This is a genomic window from Arthrobacter sp. lap29, from assembly GCF_032458965.1.
In the GTDB taxonomy this organism is placed as follows: Bacteria; Actinomycetota; Actinomycetes; order Actinomycetales; family Micrococcaceae; genus Specibacter; species Specibacter psychrochitiniphilus.
Genome location: NZ_JAUCEK010000003.1, coordinates 267,061 through 283,434, shown reverse-complemented (window position 1 = coordinate 283,434; position 16,374 = coordinate 267,061). Strand labels below are relative to the sequence as shown.

The 16,374-nt window shown below is 59.8% G+C and carries 18 protein-coding genes; 7 read left to right on the top strand and 11 right to left on the bottom strand.

From position 1 onward, the window contains the following. Positions 1-179 precede the first annotated feature (179 nt). Positions 180-878 carry a hypothetical protein gene (locus RY113_RS06835; RefSeq protein WP_315913978.1) on the top strand — a complete coding sequence of 233 codons (699 nt, stop codon included), beginning with the start codon at positions 180-182 and terminating at the stop codon, positions 876-878. A gap of 9 nt (positions 879-887) precedes the next feature. Here RY113_RS06835 and RY113_RS06830 read toward each other — a convergent pair whose 3' ends face one another. After that, positions 888-1,601: a redox-sensing transcriptional repressor Rex gene (locus tag RY113_RS06830; RefSeq protein WP_110105124.1), complete on the bottom strand. Its 714-nt coding sequence runs from the start codon at positions 1,599-1,601 to the stop codon at positions 888-890. A 158-nt stretch (positions 1,602-1,759) separates the two neighbouring features. Further along, positions 1,760-2,062, bottom strand: a complete 303-nt coding sequence (locus tag RY113_RS06825) for a glutaredoxin family protein (protein ID WP_110105125.1) — start codon at positions 2,060-2,062, stop codon at positions 1,760-1,762. Positions 2,063-2,226: 164 nt separating this feature from the next. Here RY113_RS06825 and RY113_RS06820 point away from each other — a divergent pair, with 164 nt between their 5' ends. Next, positions 2,227-3,039: an HAD family phosphatase gene (locus RY113_RS06820; protein WP_110105126.1), complete on the top strand. Its 813-nt coding sequence runs from the start codon at positions 2,227-2,229 to the stop codon at positions 3,037-3,039. Between the two features lie 93 nt (positions 3,040-3,132). On the opposite strand, the gene RY113_RS06815 is transcribed toward RY113_RS06820, so the two are convergent. From RY113_RS06815 to RY113_RS06780, 8 genes are all read right to left on the bottom strand, one after another. Further along, positions 3,133-3,231 (bottom strand): 30S ribosomal protein bS22, encoded by a 99-nt coding sequence (locus tag RY113_RS06815; RefSeq protein WP_074712200.1) that lies wholly within the window; start codon positions 3,229-3,231, stop codon positions 3,133-3,135. Positions 3,232-3,344: 113 nt separating this feature from the next. Continuing rightward, positions 3,345-3,581 (bottom strand): helix-turn-helix domain-containing protein, encoded by a 237-nt coding sequence (locus RY113_RS06810; protein ID WP_315914122.1) that lies wholly within the window; start codon positions 3,579-3,581, stop codon positions 3,345-3,347. 449 nt (positions 3,582-4,030) lie between these two features. After that, positions 4,031-5,164: a 3-deoxy-7-phosphoheptulonate synthase gene (locus RY113_RS06805; RefSeq protein WP_110105128.1), complete on the bottom strand. Its 1,134-nt coding sequence runs from the start codon at positions 5,162-5,164 to the stop codon at positions 4,031-4,033. A 261-nt stretch (positions 5,165-5,425) separates the two neighbouring features. Continuing rightward, a complete protein-coding gene (locus RY113_RS06800) occupies positions 5,426-6,685 on the bottom strand; it encodes an FAD-binding oxidoreductase (RefSeq protein WP_110105129.1) in 1,260 nt (419 codons plus the stop codon). Positions 6,686-6,819: 134 nt separating this feature from the next. Next, on the bottom strand, positions 6,820-7,500 hold the full coding sequence (locus RY113_RS06795) for a DUF1961 family protein (protein WP_110105130.1): 681 nt from the start codon (positions 7,498-7,500) through the stop codon (positions 6,820-6,822). A 145-nt stretch (positions 7,501-7,645) separates the two neighbouring features. After that, positions 7,646-8,986, bottom strand: coding sequence for an NADP-specific glutamate dehydrogenase (gene gdhA, locus RY113_RS06790; RefSeq protein WP_110105131.1), 1,341 nt, complete (start codon positions 8,984-8,986; stop codon positions 7,646-7,648). Between the two features lie 160 nt (positions 8,987-9,146). Then, complete coding sequence (locus RY113_RS06785) at positions 9,147-9,872, bottom strand: metalloregulator ArsR/SmtB family transcription factor (protein ID WP_315913977.1); 726 nt, start codon at positions 9,870-9,872, stop codon at positions 9,147-9,149. 72 nt (positions 9,873-9,944) lie between these two features. Further along, positions 9,945-11,093: an acetoin utilization protein AcuC gene (locus RY113_RS06780; RefSeq protein ID WP_110105133.1), complete on the bottom strand. Its 1,149-nt coding sequence runs from the start codon at positions 11,091-11,093 to the stop codon at positions 9,945-9,947. A gap of 159 nt (positions 11,094-11,252) precedes the next feature. Here RY113_RS06780 and RY113_RS06775 point away from each other — a divergent pair, with 159 nt between their 5' ends. From RY113_RS06775 to RY113_RS06755, 5 genes are all read left to right on the top strand, one after another. Beyond that, positions 11,253-12,659, top strand: a complete 1,407-nt coding sequence (locus RY113_RS06775; protein ID WP_396334218.1) for a TrkH family potassium uptake protein — start codon at positions 11,253-11,255, stop codon at positions 12,657-12,659. 40 nt (positions 12,660-12,699) lie between these two features. Next, positions 12,700-13,338 carry a TrkA family potassium uptake protein gene (locus RY113_RS06770; protein ID WP_110105338.1) on the top strand — a complete coding sequence of 213 codons (639 nt, stop codon included), beginning with the start codon at positions 12,700-12,702 and terminating at the stop codon, positions 13,336-13,338. A 61-nt stretch (positions 13,339-13,399) separates the two neighbouring features. After that, positions 13,400-13,897 (top strand): methylated-DNA--[protein]-cysteine S-methyltransferase, encoded by a 498-nt coding sequence (locus tag RY113_RS06765; protein WP_315913976.1) that lies wholly within the window; start codon positions 13,400-13,402, stop codon positions 13,895-13,897. 21 nt (positions 13,898-13,918) lie between these two features. Continuing rightward, complete coding sequence (locus RY113_RS06760) at positions 13,919-14,485, top strand: RNA polymerase sigma factor (RefSeq protein ID WP_315914120.1); 567 nt, start codon at positions 13,919-13,921, stop codon at positions 14,483-14,485. 6 nt (positions 14,486-14,491) lie between these two features. After that, the gene (locus tag RY113_RS06755) at positions 14,492-15,103 is read left to right on the top strand and encodes a methylated-DNA--[protein]-cysteine S-methyltransferase (RefSeq protein WP_315913975.1); all 612 of its coding nucleotides are present in this window, start codon (positions 14,492-14,494) and stop codon (positions 15,101-15,103) included. A 158-nt stretch (positions 15,104-15,261) separates the two neighbouring features. Here RY113_RS06755 and proC read toward each other — a convergent pair whose 3' ends face one another. After that, a complete protein-coding gene (gene proC, locus RY113_RS06750; protein WP_315913974.1) occupies positions 15,262-16,101 on the bottom strand; it encodes a pyrroline-5-carboxylate reductase in 840 nt (279 codons plus the stop codon). Positions 16,102-16,374: the final 273 nt, after the last annotated feature.

Genomic DNA, 16,374 nt, shown 5'->3' with positions numbered 1-16,374 from the left:
TCTCCAATAGTTGCCACGCAGCAGGTCGCGTAGGGTTTATATGAGACCCGCAGCGGCCCTCTCCATCTCTGGCCGCGATGGGCCTGCCAGCTGGTCAGTGGTTGTACCCCCAACTGATCAGTGCCTGAACCCATTGAGCCCACACATATTGGGCCCGAACCCTTTGAGAGAGCAATCCCATGAGCACCCCCGGTGAAGAGCCTCAAGAGCAAACCCCGCCAGCCCCTAGCAGCCCGCCCATCCCTGGCAGCTACGGCGAAATCTCCCCTGGTGTTCCCCGTTACGGCCAATATGCGCCCGCTGGGTGGGAACTTCCTCAGGAGGTGAAGGACGCACAAGCCGGCGCAAATCTGCCGCCCGCGTTGGCCTATCCGGGCCCGCCGGTCAGCCAATCAGGCATAGCCAGTCCCGGGGGCGCACAGCTGGCACCTCCGGCCCGGGTCAGGATGGCTTGCAGGCTCATTGTTACAGCCGGAATTATGCAGGCACTCTCCGTCCTCGTCCTCTTGGTGGTGCTGCTGGTACCAGCGGCCAAGGCACCTGTTCTCGATGTCCTCCAAGAGACTCTCGCGGCCTCCCCTGAGCTGGCCGCCGTCTACTCAGATGCGGCACTTCTGGACACTATTTTGTTCCTCGGCTTCGTGTTGAGTATCGTCATGACGGCGTCGTACTTCTTGTTGGCTCGCGCCATTCGCAAAGGGTCCAACGGTGCGCGCACCACTGCCTTGGTGCTGGCTCTGTTCTCGCTGTTGCTTCTGGGACAGCTCAATCCGGTGGCAATTGTTCAGATTGTGCTGGGCCTTGTTGCGGTGTTCTTGCTGTACCGATCCCCCGCCAAGGAGTTCTTCCTCGCCCACAAAGCCCGCAAGGGCCTGTAGCGGCACTGCTTAGACGCCCGGTAAGTCCTCGTCCAGGTGTGCGCCCTGGAGCCGCTGCGCATGATAGGCAAGAATTTGCAGCTCTGTAGCCATATCCACTTTGCGCAAGTTCACGTTGCCGGGAACGCTCAGGGCTACGGGGGCAAAACTGAGGATGCTGCGCACGCCGGCGGCCACCACTCTGTCACAGACAGACTGTGCAACGGCCGCTGGCAGCGCCAACACCACCATGTTGGCCCGTGTGGAGCTCACAACTTTTTCGAGGTTTCCCACATCACTGACACGTAGCCAGCCAATTTCTGTGCCAACCAGCATCTCGTCGGCATCAAGTAGGGCAACTACGTCAAAGCCACGTGATTCGAACCCGGCATAGCGGGCCAGAGCGCGGCCCAAGTTACCGGCACCCACAATGGCAACACGCCATTCATGGGTCAGGCCAAGTGCTTGGGCAATTTTGCGGCTCAAGTTGGCCACTTCGTAGCCCACCCCGCGGATTCCGTAGGAGCCCAGATAGGACAGGTCCTTGCGGACGTTGGCGGATCCCACACCAGCAGACTCGGCCAAGGCTTCCGAGGAGACACTTTCGGCACCTTCGGCCAGCAACGCGTTGAGTGTGCGCAAGTAGAGGGTCAACCGGGACACAGTGGCAGCAGGCAGCTGCCTGGCCGGCTCTGCTACAGGCTCCTCCACGGGCTGCGCTGGGTTCACATCACTACTCCACATTCTCAAAATAAGGCCGCCCGTAGATACTGAACATGCGTCCGCAACGTCCGTGCTGGCCTGCAATAACTCTATGACTTAGCGGGGTCAGAGCCAAAAGCCACGGCCTGGTCGCCTCGAAGCGGCAGCGGACGCGGCAGCAGGCGCCCGCCAGCAGGGCCTCAGGAGTTCCCAGTGAGCGCTTGGCTGAGGATGTTACCCAGGCGGATCGGGTCAATGTGCCAAAAGTCGCGCTGGATCCCGTTAACAAGAACAACCGGGATCTCCTCGCCATAGCGTTCAGTCAGTTCGGGATGGTCATCCAGGCTGACCTCGGTCCAGTGCAACTGCAATTGCGTGGCAATGGTATCCACCACCTCACGTGCGTTCTCACACAGATGGCACCCCGACCGTGTCACAAGCTGTAGGAGTGGCACTTTGGGTAGCTCGGGTGTTGCAGCGGGGTTATTGAGAATAGATTCCATAGCTACAACGGTACTCAACGTAAAGCTACCGGAGGGCCCTGGACCCGTAGGCCCAGCACCATGGGCGCTCTCCGTGCGCGAAATATATGATTTTGCCCAGAGTTAACCCCCGGCAGGTAGTGGCGTGGCAGGCGGTGGCACGAAGCATTGACTAGACTCATTCCATGCCCGACGTGACTTCCAACAGTGCCGAGGCCCCCTCGACTGCTGCAGTGCACCAAGGCGAGGCAGCCTTCTTTGACGTGGACAATACCCTCATGAAGGGCGCCAGTCTGTTCCATGTAGCCCGCAAGATGTATCAGAAGCGGGCATTTACCCTGCAGGACGTGGCAGGCTTCGCGTGGAAGCAGGCAAAATTCATCCTGCGCGGAGAGAATATGAACGATGTCCACTCCGTTCAGGATTCTGCACAAAAACTAGCCGCTGGCATCAGCACCGAGTTCATCCGTCAACTTGGCGAAGAGGTCTATGACGAGATGATCGTCTCCAAGATCTGGCCCGGAACCAAAGCGCTGACCCAGGAACATTTGAAGTCCGGGCGTCAGGTGTGGCTGGTTACCGCCACCCCCGTGGAAGTAGCCGGCGTCATTGCCTCCCGGCTGAACCTGACGGGTGCGTTGGGCACGGTCGCGGAGATAGCGGACGGCGTCTACACGGGTCACCTTGTGGGCGAGATCCTGCACGGACCTGCCAAGGGCCGCGCCATTGAGGAACTTGCGGTTCGCGAAGATCTGGATCTGACGCGCTGCTGGGCTTATAGCGATTCTTACAATGACATCCCGCTGCTGACTACCGTGGGCAATCCTGTGGCCATCAATCCCGACGCAAAGCTTCGCAAGCACGCCAAGGAGAACAACTGGCCCATTTATGACTACCGCTCGGGCCGCCGTGCAGCCACGCTGGGACTCAAGGCAGCCACCGGAGCCGGAGTTGTCTATGGCCTCTGGAAGGGCATCTCGATGATGCGCAAGCGCTAATCCACCACTCCTCCCACTGTTGGGGCGTAGAACATGAAAAAGCACCCGCCCACCACAAGGGTGAACGGGTGCTTTTTTGATAAAGAAGAAGATTTACTTCTTATTGCGACGCTGGTGACGCGTCTTGCGAAGCTGCTTGCGGTGCTTCTTCTTGGACATCCGCTTGCGGCGCTTCTTAACTACTGAACCCATGAAAGTTCCTCACAAACTGCATAGAACAACCTCGAATGAGGCCGTAAACGATTGGTCGACCGATCGCAGGAATCGGTCAAAGCCGAAAATGGATCTTTCCTAGGGTACCGCCTTTACCCTGTATGCGCCGAACCGGGGTTTCCATGAGTCCCTGTGCCATCGACCACTGCCGAGCGAAAATAACTTTCGACGGCGTTTGCCGGGACCCGATAGGAGCGCCCAAACCGCACTGCTGGCAGCTCTCCAGCGTGCACCATCCGGTACACGGTCATCTTTGAAACGCGCATGAGCTCGGCAACTTCTTGCACCGTAAGGAAATTCACATCTTGAAGATTTGACTCCTGCATCATGGCTGTTGGGTCCATTTCACTTAGGTTTTAGCCGTCCAGAGCGCGGGTTCAACCGCGTTCTAAACGCTAACTCTAGGTGCTGTTGGGGCCGATGTGAATGGGGCGGATGTTATTTGCCTGTCTTGGCACGACGGCGCTTGGCCCACCAACGGTCGATGATGAAAATGGCAAGAATCCAGCCGCCCTGCCACCAATGAATCAACAAGATTGATTGCTGTGCGCAAGAGAAACCGAATCATTTCCGCCACCACCCCATTCTGGTTGCGCCCCGGTTTCAGCGCCCGTTGAACGCTCCGCTGCTTCGTACGCTATCAGCGCACCTCCAGCCTAACAATATGGCTCTCCAGTACATGGTTTAGAGATGCTTGGTTTAGAGATGCTTAGCGGCGTCTCCATGCCCCCAGCGATGCCTCAGAACACGAAACCGCCGCCCCAAGCCCTGCTTTGACCTACACCTGGTTGCTGGTGCGCCGCACACGTGAGGCTTGCGCCAGCTTGGTCAAGACATCGGCCGTGACGTCCCAGTCCATGCAGGCGTCCGTGACACTTTGACCGTATGTCAGCTCCGCCTCGCCAGCGGCAACCTGCTCAACATTGAGATTCTGGGCGCCGCCCACCAAAAAACTTTCAAGCATGACACCGGCAATGGTGTGCGCCGAGGAGTCGCCTGTTTCCAGCTGGGCCCCAATTTCCAGCGCCACTTCTGCTTGACGGTGGTGGCTCTTGCCGGAGTTGGCATGGCTGGCATCCACGATCAGGCGCGGGTTCACCCCGGACCCGGCAGCCTTGGCGGAGGCAGCCGCCACCTCTGCGGCCTTGTAGTTGGGGCCCTTGCGCCCGCCACGCAGGATCACGTGCGTGTCCTGGTTGCCGGCCGTGCTGACAAGAGAAGCGCGCCCGTCGCCATCAATTCCCAAGAAGGACTGTGCCGCACTGGCTGCGTTGCAGGCGTCAAGGGCAACCTGCAGGTCGCCATCGGTGCCGTTTTTGAAGCCAATCGGCATAGATAGGCCGGAGCTGAGCTGGCGGTGGATCTGGCTTTCAGTGGTACGGGCGCCAATGGCACCCCAGGAGATCAAATCTGCCGTGTACTGAGGGCTGATGGGCTCAAGGAATTCGGTGCCGGTAGGCAGCCCCAGCGCGGCCACGTTCAGCAGAAACTCGCGCGCCAACTCCAGCCCCTTCGCCACATCATGACTGCCGTCCAGGGCGGGATCATTGATCAGGCCTTTCCAACCCACAGTGGTGCGGGGCTTTTCGAAGTAGGCGCGCATGATAATCAAGAGGTCCGCTTCGTGTTCCTTGGCGGTTTCAGCCAGCCGTGCCGCGTATTCCAAACCGGCCTTGGTGTCATGGATGGAGCACGGGCCTACTACCACCAGGAGCCTGTCATCAAGCCCGTCCATGATGGCGCGGACCTGGTCACGGCCACGTTCGACGACGTTGCTTGTGTGGGCATCGAGCGGCAGCTTTGCGCTCAGTTGCGCAGGTGAGGGAAGGGCCGTGAATTGGCTGACACGCAGATTTGCTGTGATGGCTGGGGCTGAGTTTGTGGTGGATTCTGCGGCTGCTGTGATGCTCATGTGAGAGGGTTCCTTTTGCGGGCTGGCAGCGAGCCCCTTTTCAGAAACCCGCCTGGAAATGGCGAAGGACAGAGAAAGATTCTCTGTCCTGTTGGCTCTGAAGGTGATGGATGCGTGTCAGTTAGACGCGGGCTCCTCCAGAGCCAACGAAAAATACGCATACCAACGGTTTGTCATGTCCACACAATATGCCGAAAATTCTTCACCCCGCAAATCGGTCGCGTCACATGTGGACTCTTGAACTGAGCTGCGGCCAGCACCCTAACGCAACGGGTTGAAGTGGCGCATGCTGGCTGGCGGGGTATTGGACGTCAACTCCGCAGCCACCATTTTGCCCGTGAGCGGGCCCAGCGCGATTCCCCACATGCCATGCCCGCCAGCCACGTGCACGCGTGGGGAGCGGGTGGCACCCACCAGCGGGAAACCGTCGGTGGTGCAGGGCCGGGACCCCACCCATTCCTCGGCCCGGTCATCCCAGTTAATACCGGTAAACATGGGTGAGGCTGCGTCCACAATGGCCTTGATACGCCGGGCATCCAAGGGTGCATCAGCGTTCCGGAACTCCATCATCCCCGCCACGCGCAATCTGTTCCCCAAGGGCGTGCAGGCAACACGTTGGGCTGGGAAGTAAATGGGGTGGGTGGGTATGGCCTCCGGGACCACGGTGAAACTGTAGCCGCGGCCTGCCTGCACTACCCGTTTGACGCCAAACTTGCGTGCGAGCGTCCCCAACCAGGCACCCGTGGCGAGGACAACGGCGTCGGCAATCAGGGAACGCCCTGCCGAACCAATCACCTCAACACCGCTGCCGGTGTCCCTGACATCGAGCACTGTGAAGGCCGTGGTCACAGTGGCGCCACGGGCTATCACGGCTTCGGCGAGGGAAGCCATGAAGTTCGGCGGGTCAATGAAGCGCTGGTCACGGATGGCAATGCCGGCCGCAACTCCGGCACCCAGGGCTGGTTCCAGATGGCGGATTTCCTCCCCACTCATGAGAGTGAAGTCCACGTGACCACCCGTTTCACGGATCACATGAAATTCCTTAACCAGGGCATCACGGTCCTTCAGCGAGGCGAAGCCGGTCAGGAAGGGGTCGGCCAGATGCGTGGGCTCAGCGAGCGCCGGGGTGCCCTCGGCAAGTTCTTGGAACGCGTCGATCCCGGACCGACCAAGCTCGGCAAAAATTTTCATGGCAGCCCGCCATTTCCCGGGCGTGCAGTTGCGGGCAAAGCCGAGCAGGAATTTCAGCAGCAAGGGGTCGGTGGAAAAGGGGATGTAGAGGGGGGACGCCGGATCCAGAATGGCCTTGAGCCCATAGCTGAGCACGGAGGGTTCACTCAGCGGAAGCGTCAGTGCCGGGGTCAGCCAGCCAGCATTTCCCCAAGATGAACCGGACGCCACTTCACCCCTATCAACCACTGTGACCTTAACGCCTTGTTCCTGCAGGTACCACGCGGTGGACAAACCAATAATCCCCGCACCAACAACCACTACATGCCCAGGCGCCGTTGCACTGACCACGGTTCACACTCCTTGAGTGAAAAGCCGGAGAGCTAGTTTTCCGGCACTTCCCCTAGGGTATCCGTGATTGCTCCTCCAACGAGCCATTGCCCTGGCAAGCCACTTTTCCGCCAACTCGTGGGGTCAAGTCCACGTCAGTGCAACGCGGTGACAACGAGGTTTCTATAGACTGCCCACAGCGGTGCCATCTGGCGTAAACCCAAGTATCCCCCGCCGATGCCCGGGCCGGTGGCGGGGTCCTCATCCAGCCATTGGAAGATCCGCAGTCCGTTGATCTCAAGCGTGACTTGCGGGCCATCTTTACAGATTTCCATGTGATAGAAACCCTCTGCATCCTCCGGGCTTGGCAGCGGGTCTGCGCCCTGCACCACAAGGTGCGCCCCCGGACTCTTGCGCAGATTACACGTGCGGAAAGCCCTTTCGGAAGCAAACTTACGCCGCTGATAGGAGATGTGAAGCGCTTTGATATCTGAGGAATGGTAGTGCGGATAGAACCCGGTGCGTGGGGCAAGCTCAGGAGAAAAAAGATCGCGGCCGGCGCTGCCTTGAGCTCCAAAGAAGAGCATGGCAAGCCCCTGGCCCTCGAGGGGTTGGAAGTCCCAAGAAATCCGAATCCGGTCCGGGAAAATAATGGGGCACCAGAGGAGGAAATGGGCATGCGCACCCATTTTCACCGGGTCAGCGCTACTGCCCAACACGGCCCCACCGTAGCCGTCCTCAACAGTCACCGGCCCCTCACGCACCCAATCAGCCAGGGACTGCTCCGACATCTCGTTGCTGTACAGCACTGTTTCCCCAGTGGATCGCAGGTTCATGTGGTTCCTTTTGAAAATATCAGGCATGTGCGCCGGTGTGCCGTCTTGAACGTAACCAAGATTGTCCCACTATCCCTTAAAGGAACGAGGGCGCGCTCCCCACGGCAGGGGGAACGCGCCGTCGTACTTCTTGAAGCTGTGAAGCTTAGATCAAACCCTGCGCCAGCATGGCGTCAGCAACCTTGACGAAGCCGGCAATGTTGGCGCCCACCACGTAGTTGCCCGGTGAGCCGTAAGTATCTGCGGTCTCGGCACAGCGGTCGTGGATGCCGATCATGATCTTGTGCAGGCGCTCCTCGGTGTGCTCGAAGGACCAAGCGTCACGGCTGGCGTTCTGCTGCATTTCCAAGGCGGACGTGGCCACGCCACCGGCGTTGGCTGCCTTGCCCGGAGCGAACAGGATGCCAGCTTCCTGGAAGACGGCAATAGCACCACTGGTGGAGGGCATATTGGCGCCTTCAGCCAAGGCAACCAGACCGCTCTTGACCATGCGGGTGGCTGCGTCAGTGTTGATTTCATTCTGCGTGGCACACGGCAGCGCAACGGAGGCGTTGACGTCCCAGACGGAACCGCCTTCAACATAGCTGACAGAGGAACCGCGGCGGACCGCGTATTCCTTCAAGCGGCCGCGCTCTTTTTCCTTGATCTGGCGCAGCAGCGGGACGTCAATGCCGTTCTCGTCCACAATGTAGCCGGAGGAATCCGAGCAAGCCACAACCTTGGCACCCCACTGCTGGGCCTTGGCAATGGCGAAGGTGGCTACGTTACCGGAGCCGGAAACAACGACGCGCTGTCCGTCGAGGGACTGACCGCGGGTCTTGAGCATTTCCTGTGTGAACATCACGGTGCCAAAGCCTGTAGCTTCCGGACGCACCAAGGAGCCGCCCCAACCAATGCCCTTACCGGTCAGAACACCGGATTCGTAACGGTTAGTGATGCGCTTGTACTGACCGAAGAGGTAGCCAATTTCCCGGCCGCCAACCCCAATGTCACCGGCAGGAACGTCGGTGTACTCGCCAATGTGGCGGTAAAGCTCAGTCATGAAGCTCTGGCAGAAGCGCATAACTTCGCCGTCAGACTTGCCGCGAGGGTCAAAGTCGGAGCCGCCCTTGCCGCCACCAATGGGCATACCTGTCAGGGCGTTCTTGAAGATCTGCTCGAAACCGAGGAACTTCACAATGCCCAGGTATACCGAGGGGTGGAAGCGCAGTCCGCCCTTGTACGGGCCAAGAGCTGAGTTGAATTCCACACGGAACCCGCGGTTGATCTGCACACGGCCGGAATCATCCATCCACGGCACCCGGAAGATGATCTGACGCTCAGGCTCACACAATCGCTGCAGCACGGCGGCGTCAACAAATTCTGGATGCTTATCCAAAACGGGGCCAAGGCTTTCAAAAACTTCCAGTACTGCCTGGTGGAATTCTTTTTCACCGGGGTTGCGGGCTAAAACTTGCTCCCGGATGGCTTCGAGCCTGGTATCCATGAGTCTCCTGAAAGGGGTGAGGCGCCGTCATGCAGCGCATAAATATGCTCTGTGGCAATTTTCCAGTCATGGTGCCACTTAGACTAATTTTTCTCACAATTCAGTATTTTATGCATGATCATACGTATCTTGATCAAGCAGTAAGATTTTTTTGTTATTTTTAGCTTTTGCGTCGCTTGAACGCGGGTAGGGCGGGCAAGTTAGCCAACAGATCGGCAGCCTTATTCGCCGCCCTGCCCATACTGCGGCTGATTTGTCCGGGTACACCGCCTTCGTATTCATTCGGCTGCGCAACACCGGAGTGCACGCTATCGAAGGGAACCACGGCCGTAGCGTTCCTCAGCTGTTCCGAATCGGTCACGTGGGAAGCAGCCACGGCGGAATCACTCATGTGGGAATCGGTACCCGCTGCGGCAGGTACCAGTTGGCGGGCAGGCTCCGGCGCAACCACAGGAGTAGAAACCGGAACAGGAGTTGGTACCGCAGGGGTTGGTACAGCAGGGGTTGGTACAGCAGGGGCAACCGTAGCCGCGGGGCGAACCTTCACCACAGGTGCGGCGGCGGGCACACTACCAACGGCAGAAGCCACAGCCCCCACGGTTGTGCTCGCCGCGCGGGCAGCTCCGGTGGCCCCGAGGGTTTCCAGCCATGTGGATACCAAGGCAAGCGGCTCGGTATTGATGAGGTAATAGCGTTTTTGACCTTGCGCACGCATAGTCACCACTCCGGCTTCACGCAGCACGCGCAAGTGCTTCGAGACTGTGGGTTGTGAAACACCCAATTCATCAACCAGCTGCCCCACCGATTTACTCTCTTGGGCCAGCGCTTCTAAAAGATCCCGACGGGTGCTTTCGGCGATCACCGCAAAGACTTTTTCAACAACCATCCCACTACCCTAGCGACATATGCCGCTCACAGCATCTTGAATCGCTCAAAGGGCTCCAAGGTACGGCCGGGATCAGTCGAACCACGGGTCCAAGCCGTAGAGAGGGAAAACGGCCTTCCGTGTGGCCATGACGGTTCGGTCCAGCGCATCGGAGGGGTTGTAGCCAACTTCCCAGGAACGCCACCAGGTGTCTGCGTCTTCGCTCATGAGCAGGGGTGCAACCTTGCCGTACTTCTCCGCTACATAACTGCGCCACGCCTCAGGAACTGCCGTGCGCAGCGGGACCGGGCGCCCGGCAGCAATCGCCATCAGATGGCTCCATACCCTCGGCACTACGGAGACAATGTTGTACCCGCCGCCGCCCATGGCGATCCAACGGCCACCACACACCTTGTCAGCCAGCGCCGCAATGCTCAGCGCGGCCTCCCGCTGCCCGTCCACACTGGTGTTTAAGTGCGTCAGTTCATCGTCCCGGTGTGAGTCACACCCGTGCTGACTGACAATTACCTGCGGCGCAAAGGCTTCCACCAACTGAGGCACGACGGCGTGGAAGGCTCTCAGCCAGCCGGCATCTGAGGTGCCCGCCGGCAAAGCGACGTTGACAGCGGAACCTATGGCTCCCGGCCCGCCAAGATCGTTGGCGAACCCTGTGCCAGGAAACAGGCTCACACCGCTTTCATGCAGCGAAATGGTCAAAACACGCGGTTCATCCCAGAATATTTTTTCGGTGCCATCACCGTGGTGAGCATCAATGTCGATGTAAACAATCTTGGAAACACCGGAATCGAGCAGTTTTTGGATGCAAAGCGCGGTGTCGTTGTAAATACAGAAGCCGGCGCCCTTATCGGCAAAGGCGTGGTGCATGCCGCCACCAAAGTTCACTGCACGGGGAACGGCACCACTAATAATGGCGTTGGCGGCCACGAGTGAGCCGCCAGCCAGCCGTGCGCTTGCCTCATGAATGCCGGCAAAGACGGGGTCGTCCTCCGTGCCCAGCCCGCGTTCTGGATCACTGAGGGTAGGGTCCTGCCCCACACGATGCACCGCGTCAATGTACTCGCGCGTGTGCACTGCGGCAAGTTCGTCGTCGGAAGCCACATAGGCCTCCACCACATCAACTTGTGGCAAATCAAAGATTCCCAGCTCACGGGCAAGCGTTGCCGTCAGGTCAAGGCGCTTGGGCGACATAGGATGGTTTGGGCCAAAATTGTACGCAGACATAGCCGCATCGCAGACTATGCTTGTCGGGACGGCCGCTGGCCCTGAGCTGGCAATTGATGACATCCATCACAGGCTATCGAAGTCCGGGCACAAATGACGTATCCACGACTTCTTGAGCATTTCGTGGCAGTAACTTACGGCAGGAGGGGAAGTACCGCGTTGGCTGTTAGAACCGCACTTCCCCAATGGCTGCCCAACTGGCCGGTACGCGTTGTAGTGAGCGTCCGCGACTTCGTGGACCGGGTGGCCAATAGTTCCCCCGCCAGGTTGGCGTTAATCGTTTTTGCCCTGGTTATTCTTGCCTTCACTTTTACTCTGTGCCTGCCAGCAGCAGCCCGGGATGGTCAGGCAACCCCCTTCTATGACGCACTGTTCACGGCGGCATCAGCTGTCTGCGTGACCGGGCTGACCACCGTTTCCACGGCCTTGCATTGGTCATTCTTTGGCCAATTGGTGATCTTGATTGGCATCTTCGTGGGTGGTTTGGGCATCTTGACGCTCGCCTCGTTGATGGCCCTCATGGTCAGCAAACGGCTTGGAGTGCGCGGGAAACTCATTGCCCAGGAAGCCATGAACGCTGGCCGCATGGGCGAGGTAGGTACCTTGCTGCGCATCGTCATCAGCACCTCCGTAGCCATTGAGGTGATCTTGGCTTTGGCGTTGGCACCGCGGTTCCTGATCTTGGGCGAGCCCCTCCCCCAAGCCATCTGGCACGCCGCTTTCTACTCTATCTCCGCCTTTAACAACGCTGGTTTCACACCTCATTCAGACGGTGTAGTCCCCTACGAAGCCGATCTGTGGATCCTGACCCCGCTCATGATTGGCGGCTTCATTGGCAGCCTAGGCTTCCCTGTGCTGATGGTGCTTTTGGCCACGGGCTTCCGCTTCAAAAAGTGGACGCTGCACGCAAAACTCACCATCCAGGTTTCGCTCATGCTGTTAGTGTCCGGCGCCATCCTGTGGGGTGCCATGGAGTGGACCAACCCTGACACCATTGGCGGGATGAGTGTGGGAGACAAGATCACGCACTCCGTGTTCGCCTCCGTCATGACCCGGTCCCTTGGATTTAACCTGGTGGATATGAATGCCATGCATTCTTCCACCATGTTGCTCACCGACGCCCTCATGTTTGTGGGTGGCGGTTCGGCCTCAACAGCAGGAGGTATCAAGGTCACCACCTTGGCTGTGATGTTCCTGGCCATTGTGGCCGAGGCCCGGGGTGATAACGATGTGAAAATCCACGGCCGCACCATCCCCCAAGGCACCATGCGCGTGGCCATCTCTGTGATTATGATGGGTGCCACCTTCGTCATGATTGCTTGCGGGCTCCTGCTAGCCATTTCCGGGGAAAGCCTTGACCGGGTCCTTTTTGAAACCATCTCGGCCTTCGCCACCGTGGGACTGAGTACGGGGCTCAGCGGCGAGCTGCCGCCGTCAGGTAAGTATGTCCTGTCCGCCATGATGTTCTTCGGCAGGGTGGGCTCCATCACCTTGGCCTCAGCGCTGGCTCTGCGGCAACGCCGCCAGCTGTACCACTACCCGGAAGAGAGGCCCATCATTGGCTGAGAAAATAGACTCCAGCAACCGCCCACCACACAACGCGCCCGTGTTGGTGATAGGTCTGGGCCGCTTCGGGGCTGCCACGGCACACCAACTGGTCAAGCAGGGCCGCGAAGTCTTGGCTATAGAACGCGATCCGGCCCTGGTCCAAAAGTGGGCCGGTGTACTCACCCACGTAGTTGAAGCCGACGCCACCAACATTGACGCGCTGCGCCAGCTCGGCGCGCAGGACTTCAGCTCCGCCGTGGTGGGTGTAGGTACCTCCATTGAATCCAGCGTGCTCATCACGGTGAACCTGGTGGACCTGGGCATCGCGCACCTGTGGGTCAAGGCGATCACGCAGTCGCACGGCAAGATCCTGACCCGCATTGGCGCCAACCATGTCATCTACCCCGAGGCCGACGCCGGTGTCAGAGCCGCGCACCTAGTGGGCGGGCGGATGCTCGACTTCATCGAGTTCGACGACGATTTCGCGATCGTAAAAATGTACCCGCCCAAGGAAACACAGGGCTTCACGCTGGAGGAATCCAAGGTCCGTTCCAGGTACGGGGTGACAGTGGTTGGCGTGAAATCCCCGGGTGAGGATTTCACGTACGCCCAGCCAAATACTCGTGTTTCCAGCCGAGACATGCTCATTGTTTCAGGCTATGTGGACCTGCTGGAGCGCTTCGCCGCCCGGCCCTAACCTCACGTTTTATACGCGGTGTGCGTCTACAGGGCAGGAGGTTTTTTTGATAATGCAACACATGATTATTGACTCGCCCGTGGGCCTGCTGACCCTTGTGGAGAACCGCGCCGGATTGGCGGGCGTGTACATGGCCGAGCATAAGCGCCGCCCAGCGTGGGAGACGCTGGGTGACGTGGTTGGGCCCCCAAGCTCACCGGTGCTCTGCGCCGCGGCTGAGCAACTCTGTGAGTATTTTGCAGGCTCGCTGCGCGAGTTTACGATTCCACTGGCTCCCGTAGGCTCTCCGTTCCAGCAGCGGGTTTGGGATGCGCTGAGTCAGATTCCTTATGGTGAGCTGCGAACGTATGGGGCGCTAGCGTCAATGCTGGGCGATCCCTCCATGGCGCAGGCCGTGGGCTCTGCCAACGGCCGCAATCCCCTCAGCATCATTGTCCCGTGCCACCGCGTGGTTGGTGCCGATGGTTCACTCGTGGGCTATGCCGGCGGCTTGAAGCGCAAGGAGTTTCTTCTGGAGTTGGAGAACCCAGCGCTGGGGCACACTGAGGCGCTGTTCTAGGTGAGGCTGTTCTAAGTGAGCATGAACGAATCGGGCAGGGCCGGATTGGCACGGGCAGCGGCTGCACCCCGTGCAGCTCCACCGCCCTTTGAGATGCTGGTTTCTGCCCACGGAACCGCCGTGCTGCGGGTATGCCGGGCGATGGTGGGGGTTGTGGACGCCGACGATGTCTGGCAGGAAACCTTCCTGGCAGCCCTGCGGACCTACCCGACAGCGCAAAAGGTTGTGAATTGGCAGGCCTGGCTTGTCACGATCGCACGCAACAAGTCACTGGACCACTTGCGCCGCACGGCCCGCGTCCCGGAACCCATGGAGATCGCTGGTGACGGTCCCCTGGAAGGCGGGGACGTCGTCGTACATGCCGTGGAGGCAGGTGAAACGGCTGCGGCCGTGTGGGCGGCGTTGGCGAGGTTGCCGCAGCGCCAGCGCGAGGCCGTTGTCTATCACCATTTGGTGGGGCTGCCCTATGCGGAGGTGGCGGCTTTGTTGGGGAATTCGGAGGCGGCTGCGCGGCGGGCCGCCTCTGATGCAATGGCGGCGCTGCGTGCTCTGCTGGGCGGCGATGGCAAGGGACACGGAAAGGATTGAGGGGCAATGAGTGAGACTGGAATTCCGCAGATTTTGGCACCGCTTACCGGCGGCGAGGCTGCGGCCTTGGCTGCGCTGGCCGGGCACTTTTCTGCTGCCGCGGCCGCCGAGGGGCTGGTGGATGTGTCCTACCGCGTAGTCGATTCGCCGGTGGGTTCACTGTTGTTGGCCCGCACAGAGGCCGGGCTGGTGCGGGTGGCCTTCGCCTCCGAAGGCCACGATTCCGTGCTGGACTCGCTAGCGGCGAACATCAGCCCACGGATATTTCTGGCACCGGCACGCCTTGATGAGGCTGCACGCGAACTGGATGAGTACTTCGCCGGGCACCGGAGGCGCTTCGATCTGACCTTGGATTTTAGGCTTGCGCAAGGCTTTCGGCGCGAGGTTCTGGATTATCTGCCGCAGATCACGTACGGGCATACGGCCAGCTACGCCGCGGTGGCTGCCATGACGTCCAGTCCGCGGGCTGTGAGAGCTGTGGGAACAGCGTGTGCCCGCAATCCACTGCCGCTGGTGGTTCCCTGTCACCGGGTTGTCCGCTCTGACGGGCGCTCAGGCGCGTACCTGGGTGGCCCCGAGGCCAAGGCCCTGCTGTTAGCGCTGGAAGCCGCCTCCTGACCTGCCCTTGCCCCAGCCCCCGTGCGGACCCTATCCCAGCAATGGGGCCCATCTGCCGGACCCTATCCCAGCTATGGGGCCCAGAGCTATAGCGTTCTGACTCAACTAACCGTTGCTGCACTAGCGTCGTGAAAAATGTGACCAATGCTGCACTAGCGTCAGTTGAGGGCGGAAAGCTCCTTCGTGATCTCCGCGGCCCTTGCTGCAGCTGCTTGAGCGCCCTTGAGGATAATTCCGGGCAGGCCTTCGCGATCAAAGCTGGCGATGGCTTGTTCCGTGGTCCCTTTGGGACTTGTCACGGCACGGCGCAGCTCAGTGGCGTTGGCCCCCGGCTCCGCAAGCATCATCCCTGCCCCTGCTACGGTCTCGCGGGCAAGCACATGGGCTATCTGGGGCGAGAGCCCAAAGTCCTGCGCCGCAGCCGCCATTGCCTCAGCTAAGTAAAATGCGTAGGCCGGGCCGGAACCGCTGATGGCTGAAACAGCGTTTTGCTGATCTTCTGCAATATCCAGGACCACACCCGAACCATCGAAAATCTCATGGGCGCTGGCAAGATGATGCTCGTCAACGGATGATCCGGCGGATAGCGCCACAACGCCCCTGCCAACCTTTAGCGGCGTGTTCGGCATGGAACGCACCACGGGCTGTCCCGGGCGCAGCGCCCCTTCCAACTGTGCAAGCGAAACCGCTGCGGCAACGCTGATCACCACAGCGTTGGACTCGAGCGAACCGGCAATTTCTTGGCACAAGGCCGTGATCCCTACCGGCTTGACGCCAAGGATCACCACGCTTGCCCCCTCAACAGCCTGAGCGTTGGCACCGGATTCCTCATTTGAGGCCAGCGCCGTAACACCGTGCCTGATTGCCAGTTCATTGGCTCGCTCCGGGCGGCGCACCGTGACAACAACCGACAGCGGCGATACCCCCGCGGCCAGCATGCCCGCCAGAATAGCCTCGCCCATAGAGCCACAACCCAGAAACACAATCTTTTTCATCATGTCTCCATCTTTGCTTTGCACCGGCAACACACGCAAGCTGGGGCAACGCAGAACCCCGGGTTCAGGGCTCAGAAGGCGCACAAAAATTGTTTAACGGCAAATGCACAGCTTGCGCCCGGGCTATTCTCAAGAGCCGCCCGTAGTCTTTTAAATACCTCATAAGGGTGCGAGTGATGATCGGATTGGTCTTGTCCTGAAGACCAATTAAATCGCCGGAGATCTCGCCAGTGATTCCCCCCATCCACTGGTGACGACGTCTCCGGCGATTTCACG

Bases quoted from the DNA above. Each gene is read 5' to 3' on its own strand.
- RY113_RS06825 (WP_110105125.1), bottom strand. From the start codon at position 2,062: ATGGAATCTATTCTCAATAACCCCGCTGCAACACCCGAGCTACCCAAA.
- RY113_RS06835 (WP_315913978.1), top strand. From the start codon at position 180: ATGAGCACCCCCGGTGAAGAGCCTCAAGAGCAAACCCCGCCAGCCCCT.
- proC (WP_315913974.1), bottom strand. From the start codon at position 16,101: ATGATGAAAAAGATTGTGTTTCTGGGTTGTGGCTCTATGGGCGAGGCT.
- RY113_RS06765 (WP_315913976.1), top strand. From the start codon at position 13,400: ATGATTATTGACTCGCCCGTGGGCCTGCTGACCCTTGTGGAGAACCGC.
- RY113_RS06785 (WP_315913977.1), bottom strand. From the start codon at position 9,872: ATGGTTGTTGAAAAAGTCTTTGCGGTGATCGCCGAAAGCACCCGTCGG.
- RY113_RS06810 (WP_315914122.1), bottom strand. From the start codon at position 3,581: ATGATGCAGGAGTCAAATCTTCAAGATGTGAATTTCCTTACGGTGCAA.
- gdhA (WP_110105131.1), bottom strand. From the start codon at position 8,986: ATGGATACCAGGCTCGAAGCCATCCGGGAGCAAGTTTTAGCCCGCAAC.
- RY113_RS06830 (WP_110105124.1), bottom strand. From the start codon at position 1,601: ATGTGGAGTAGTGATGTGAACCCAGCGCAGCCCGTGGAGGAGCCTGTA.
- RY113_RS06820 (WP_110105126.1), top strand. From the start codon at position 2,227: ATGCCCGACGTGACTTCCAACAGTGCCGAGGCCCCCTCGACTGCTGCA.
- RY113_RS06795 (WP_110105130.1), bottom strand. From the start codon at position 7,500: ATGAACCTGCGATCCACTGGGGAAACAGTGCTGTACAGCAACGAGATG.
- RY113_RS06805 (WP_110105128.1), bottom strand. From the start codon at position 5,164: ATGAGCATCACAGCAGCCGCAGAATCCACCACAAACTCAGCCCCAGCC.
- RY113_RS06780 (WP_110105133.1), bottom strand. From the start codon at position 11,093: ATGTCTGCGTACAATTTTGGCCCAAACCATCCTATGTCGCCCAAGCGC.
- RY113_RS06755 (WP_315913975.1), top strand. From the start codon at position 14,492: ATGAGTGAGACTGGAATTCCGCAGATTTTGGCACCGCTTACCGGCGGC.
- RY113_RS06760 (WP_315914120.1), top strand. From the start codon at position 13,919: ATGAACGAATCGGGCAGGGCCGGATTGGCACGGGCAGCGGCTGCACCC.
- RY113_RS06815 (WP_074712200.1), bottom strand. From the start codon at position 3,231: ATGGGTTCAGTAGTTAAGAAGCGCCGCAAGCGGATGTCCAAGAAGAAG.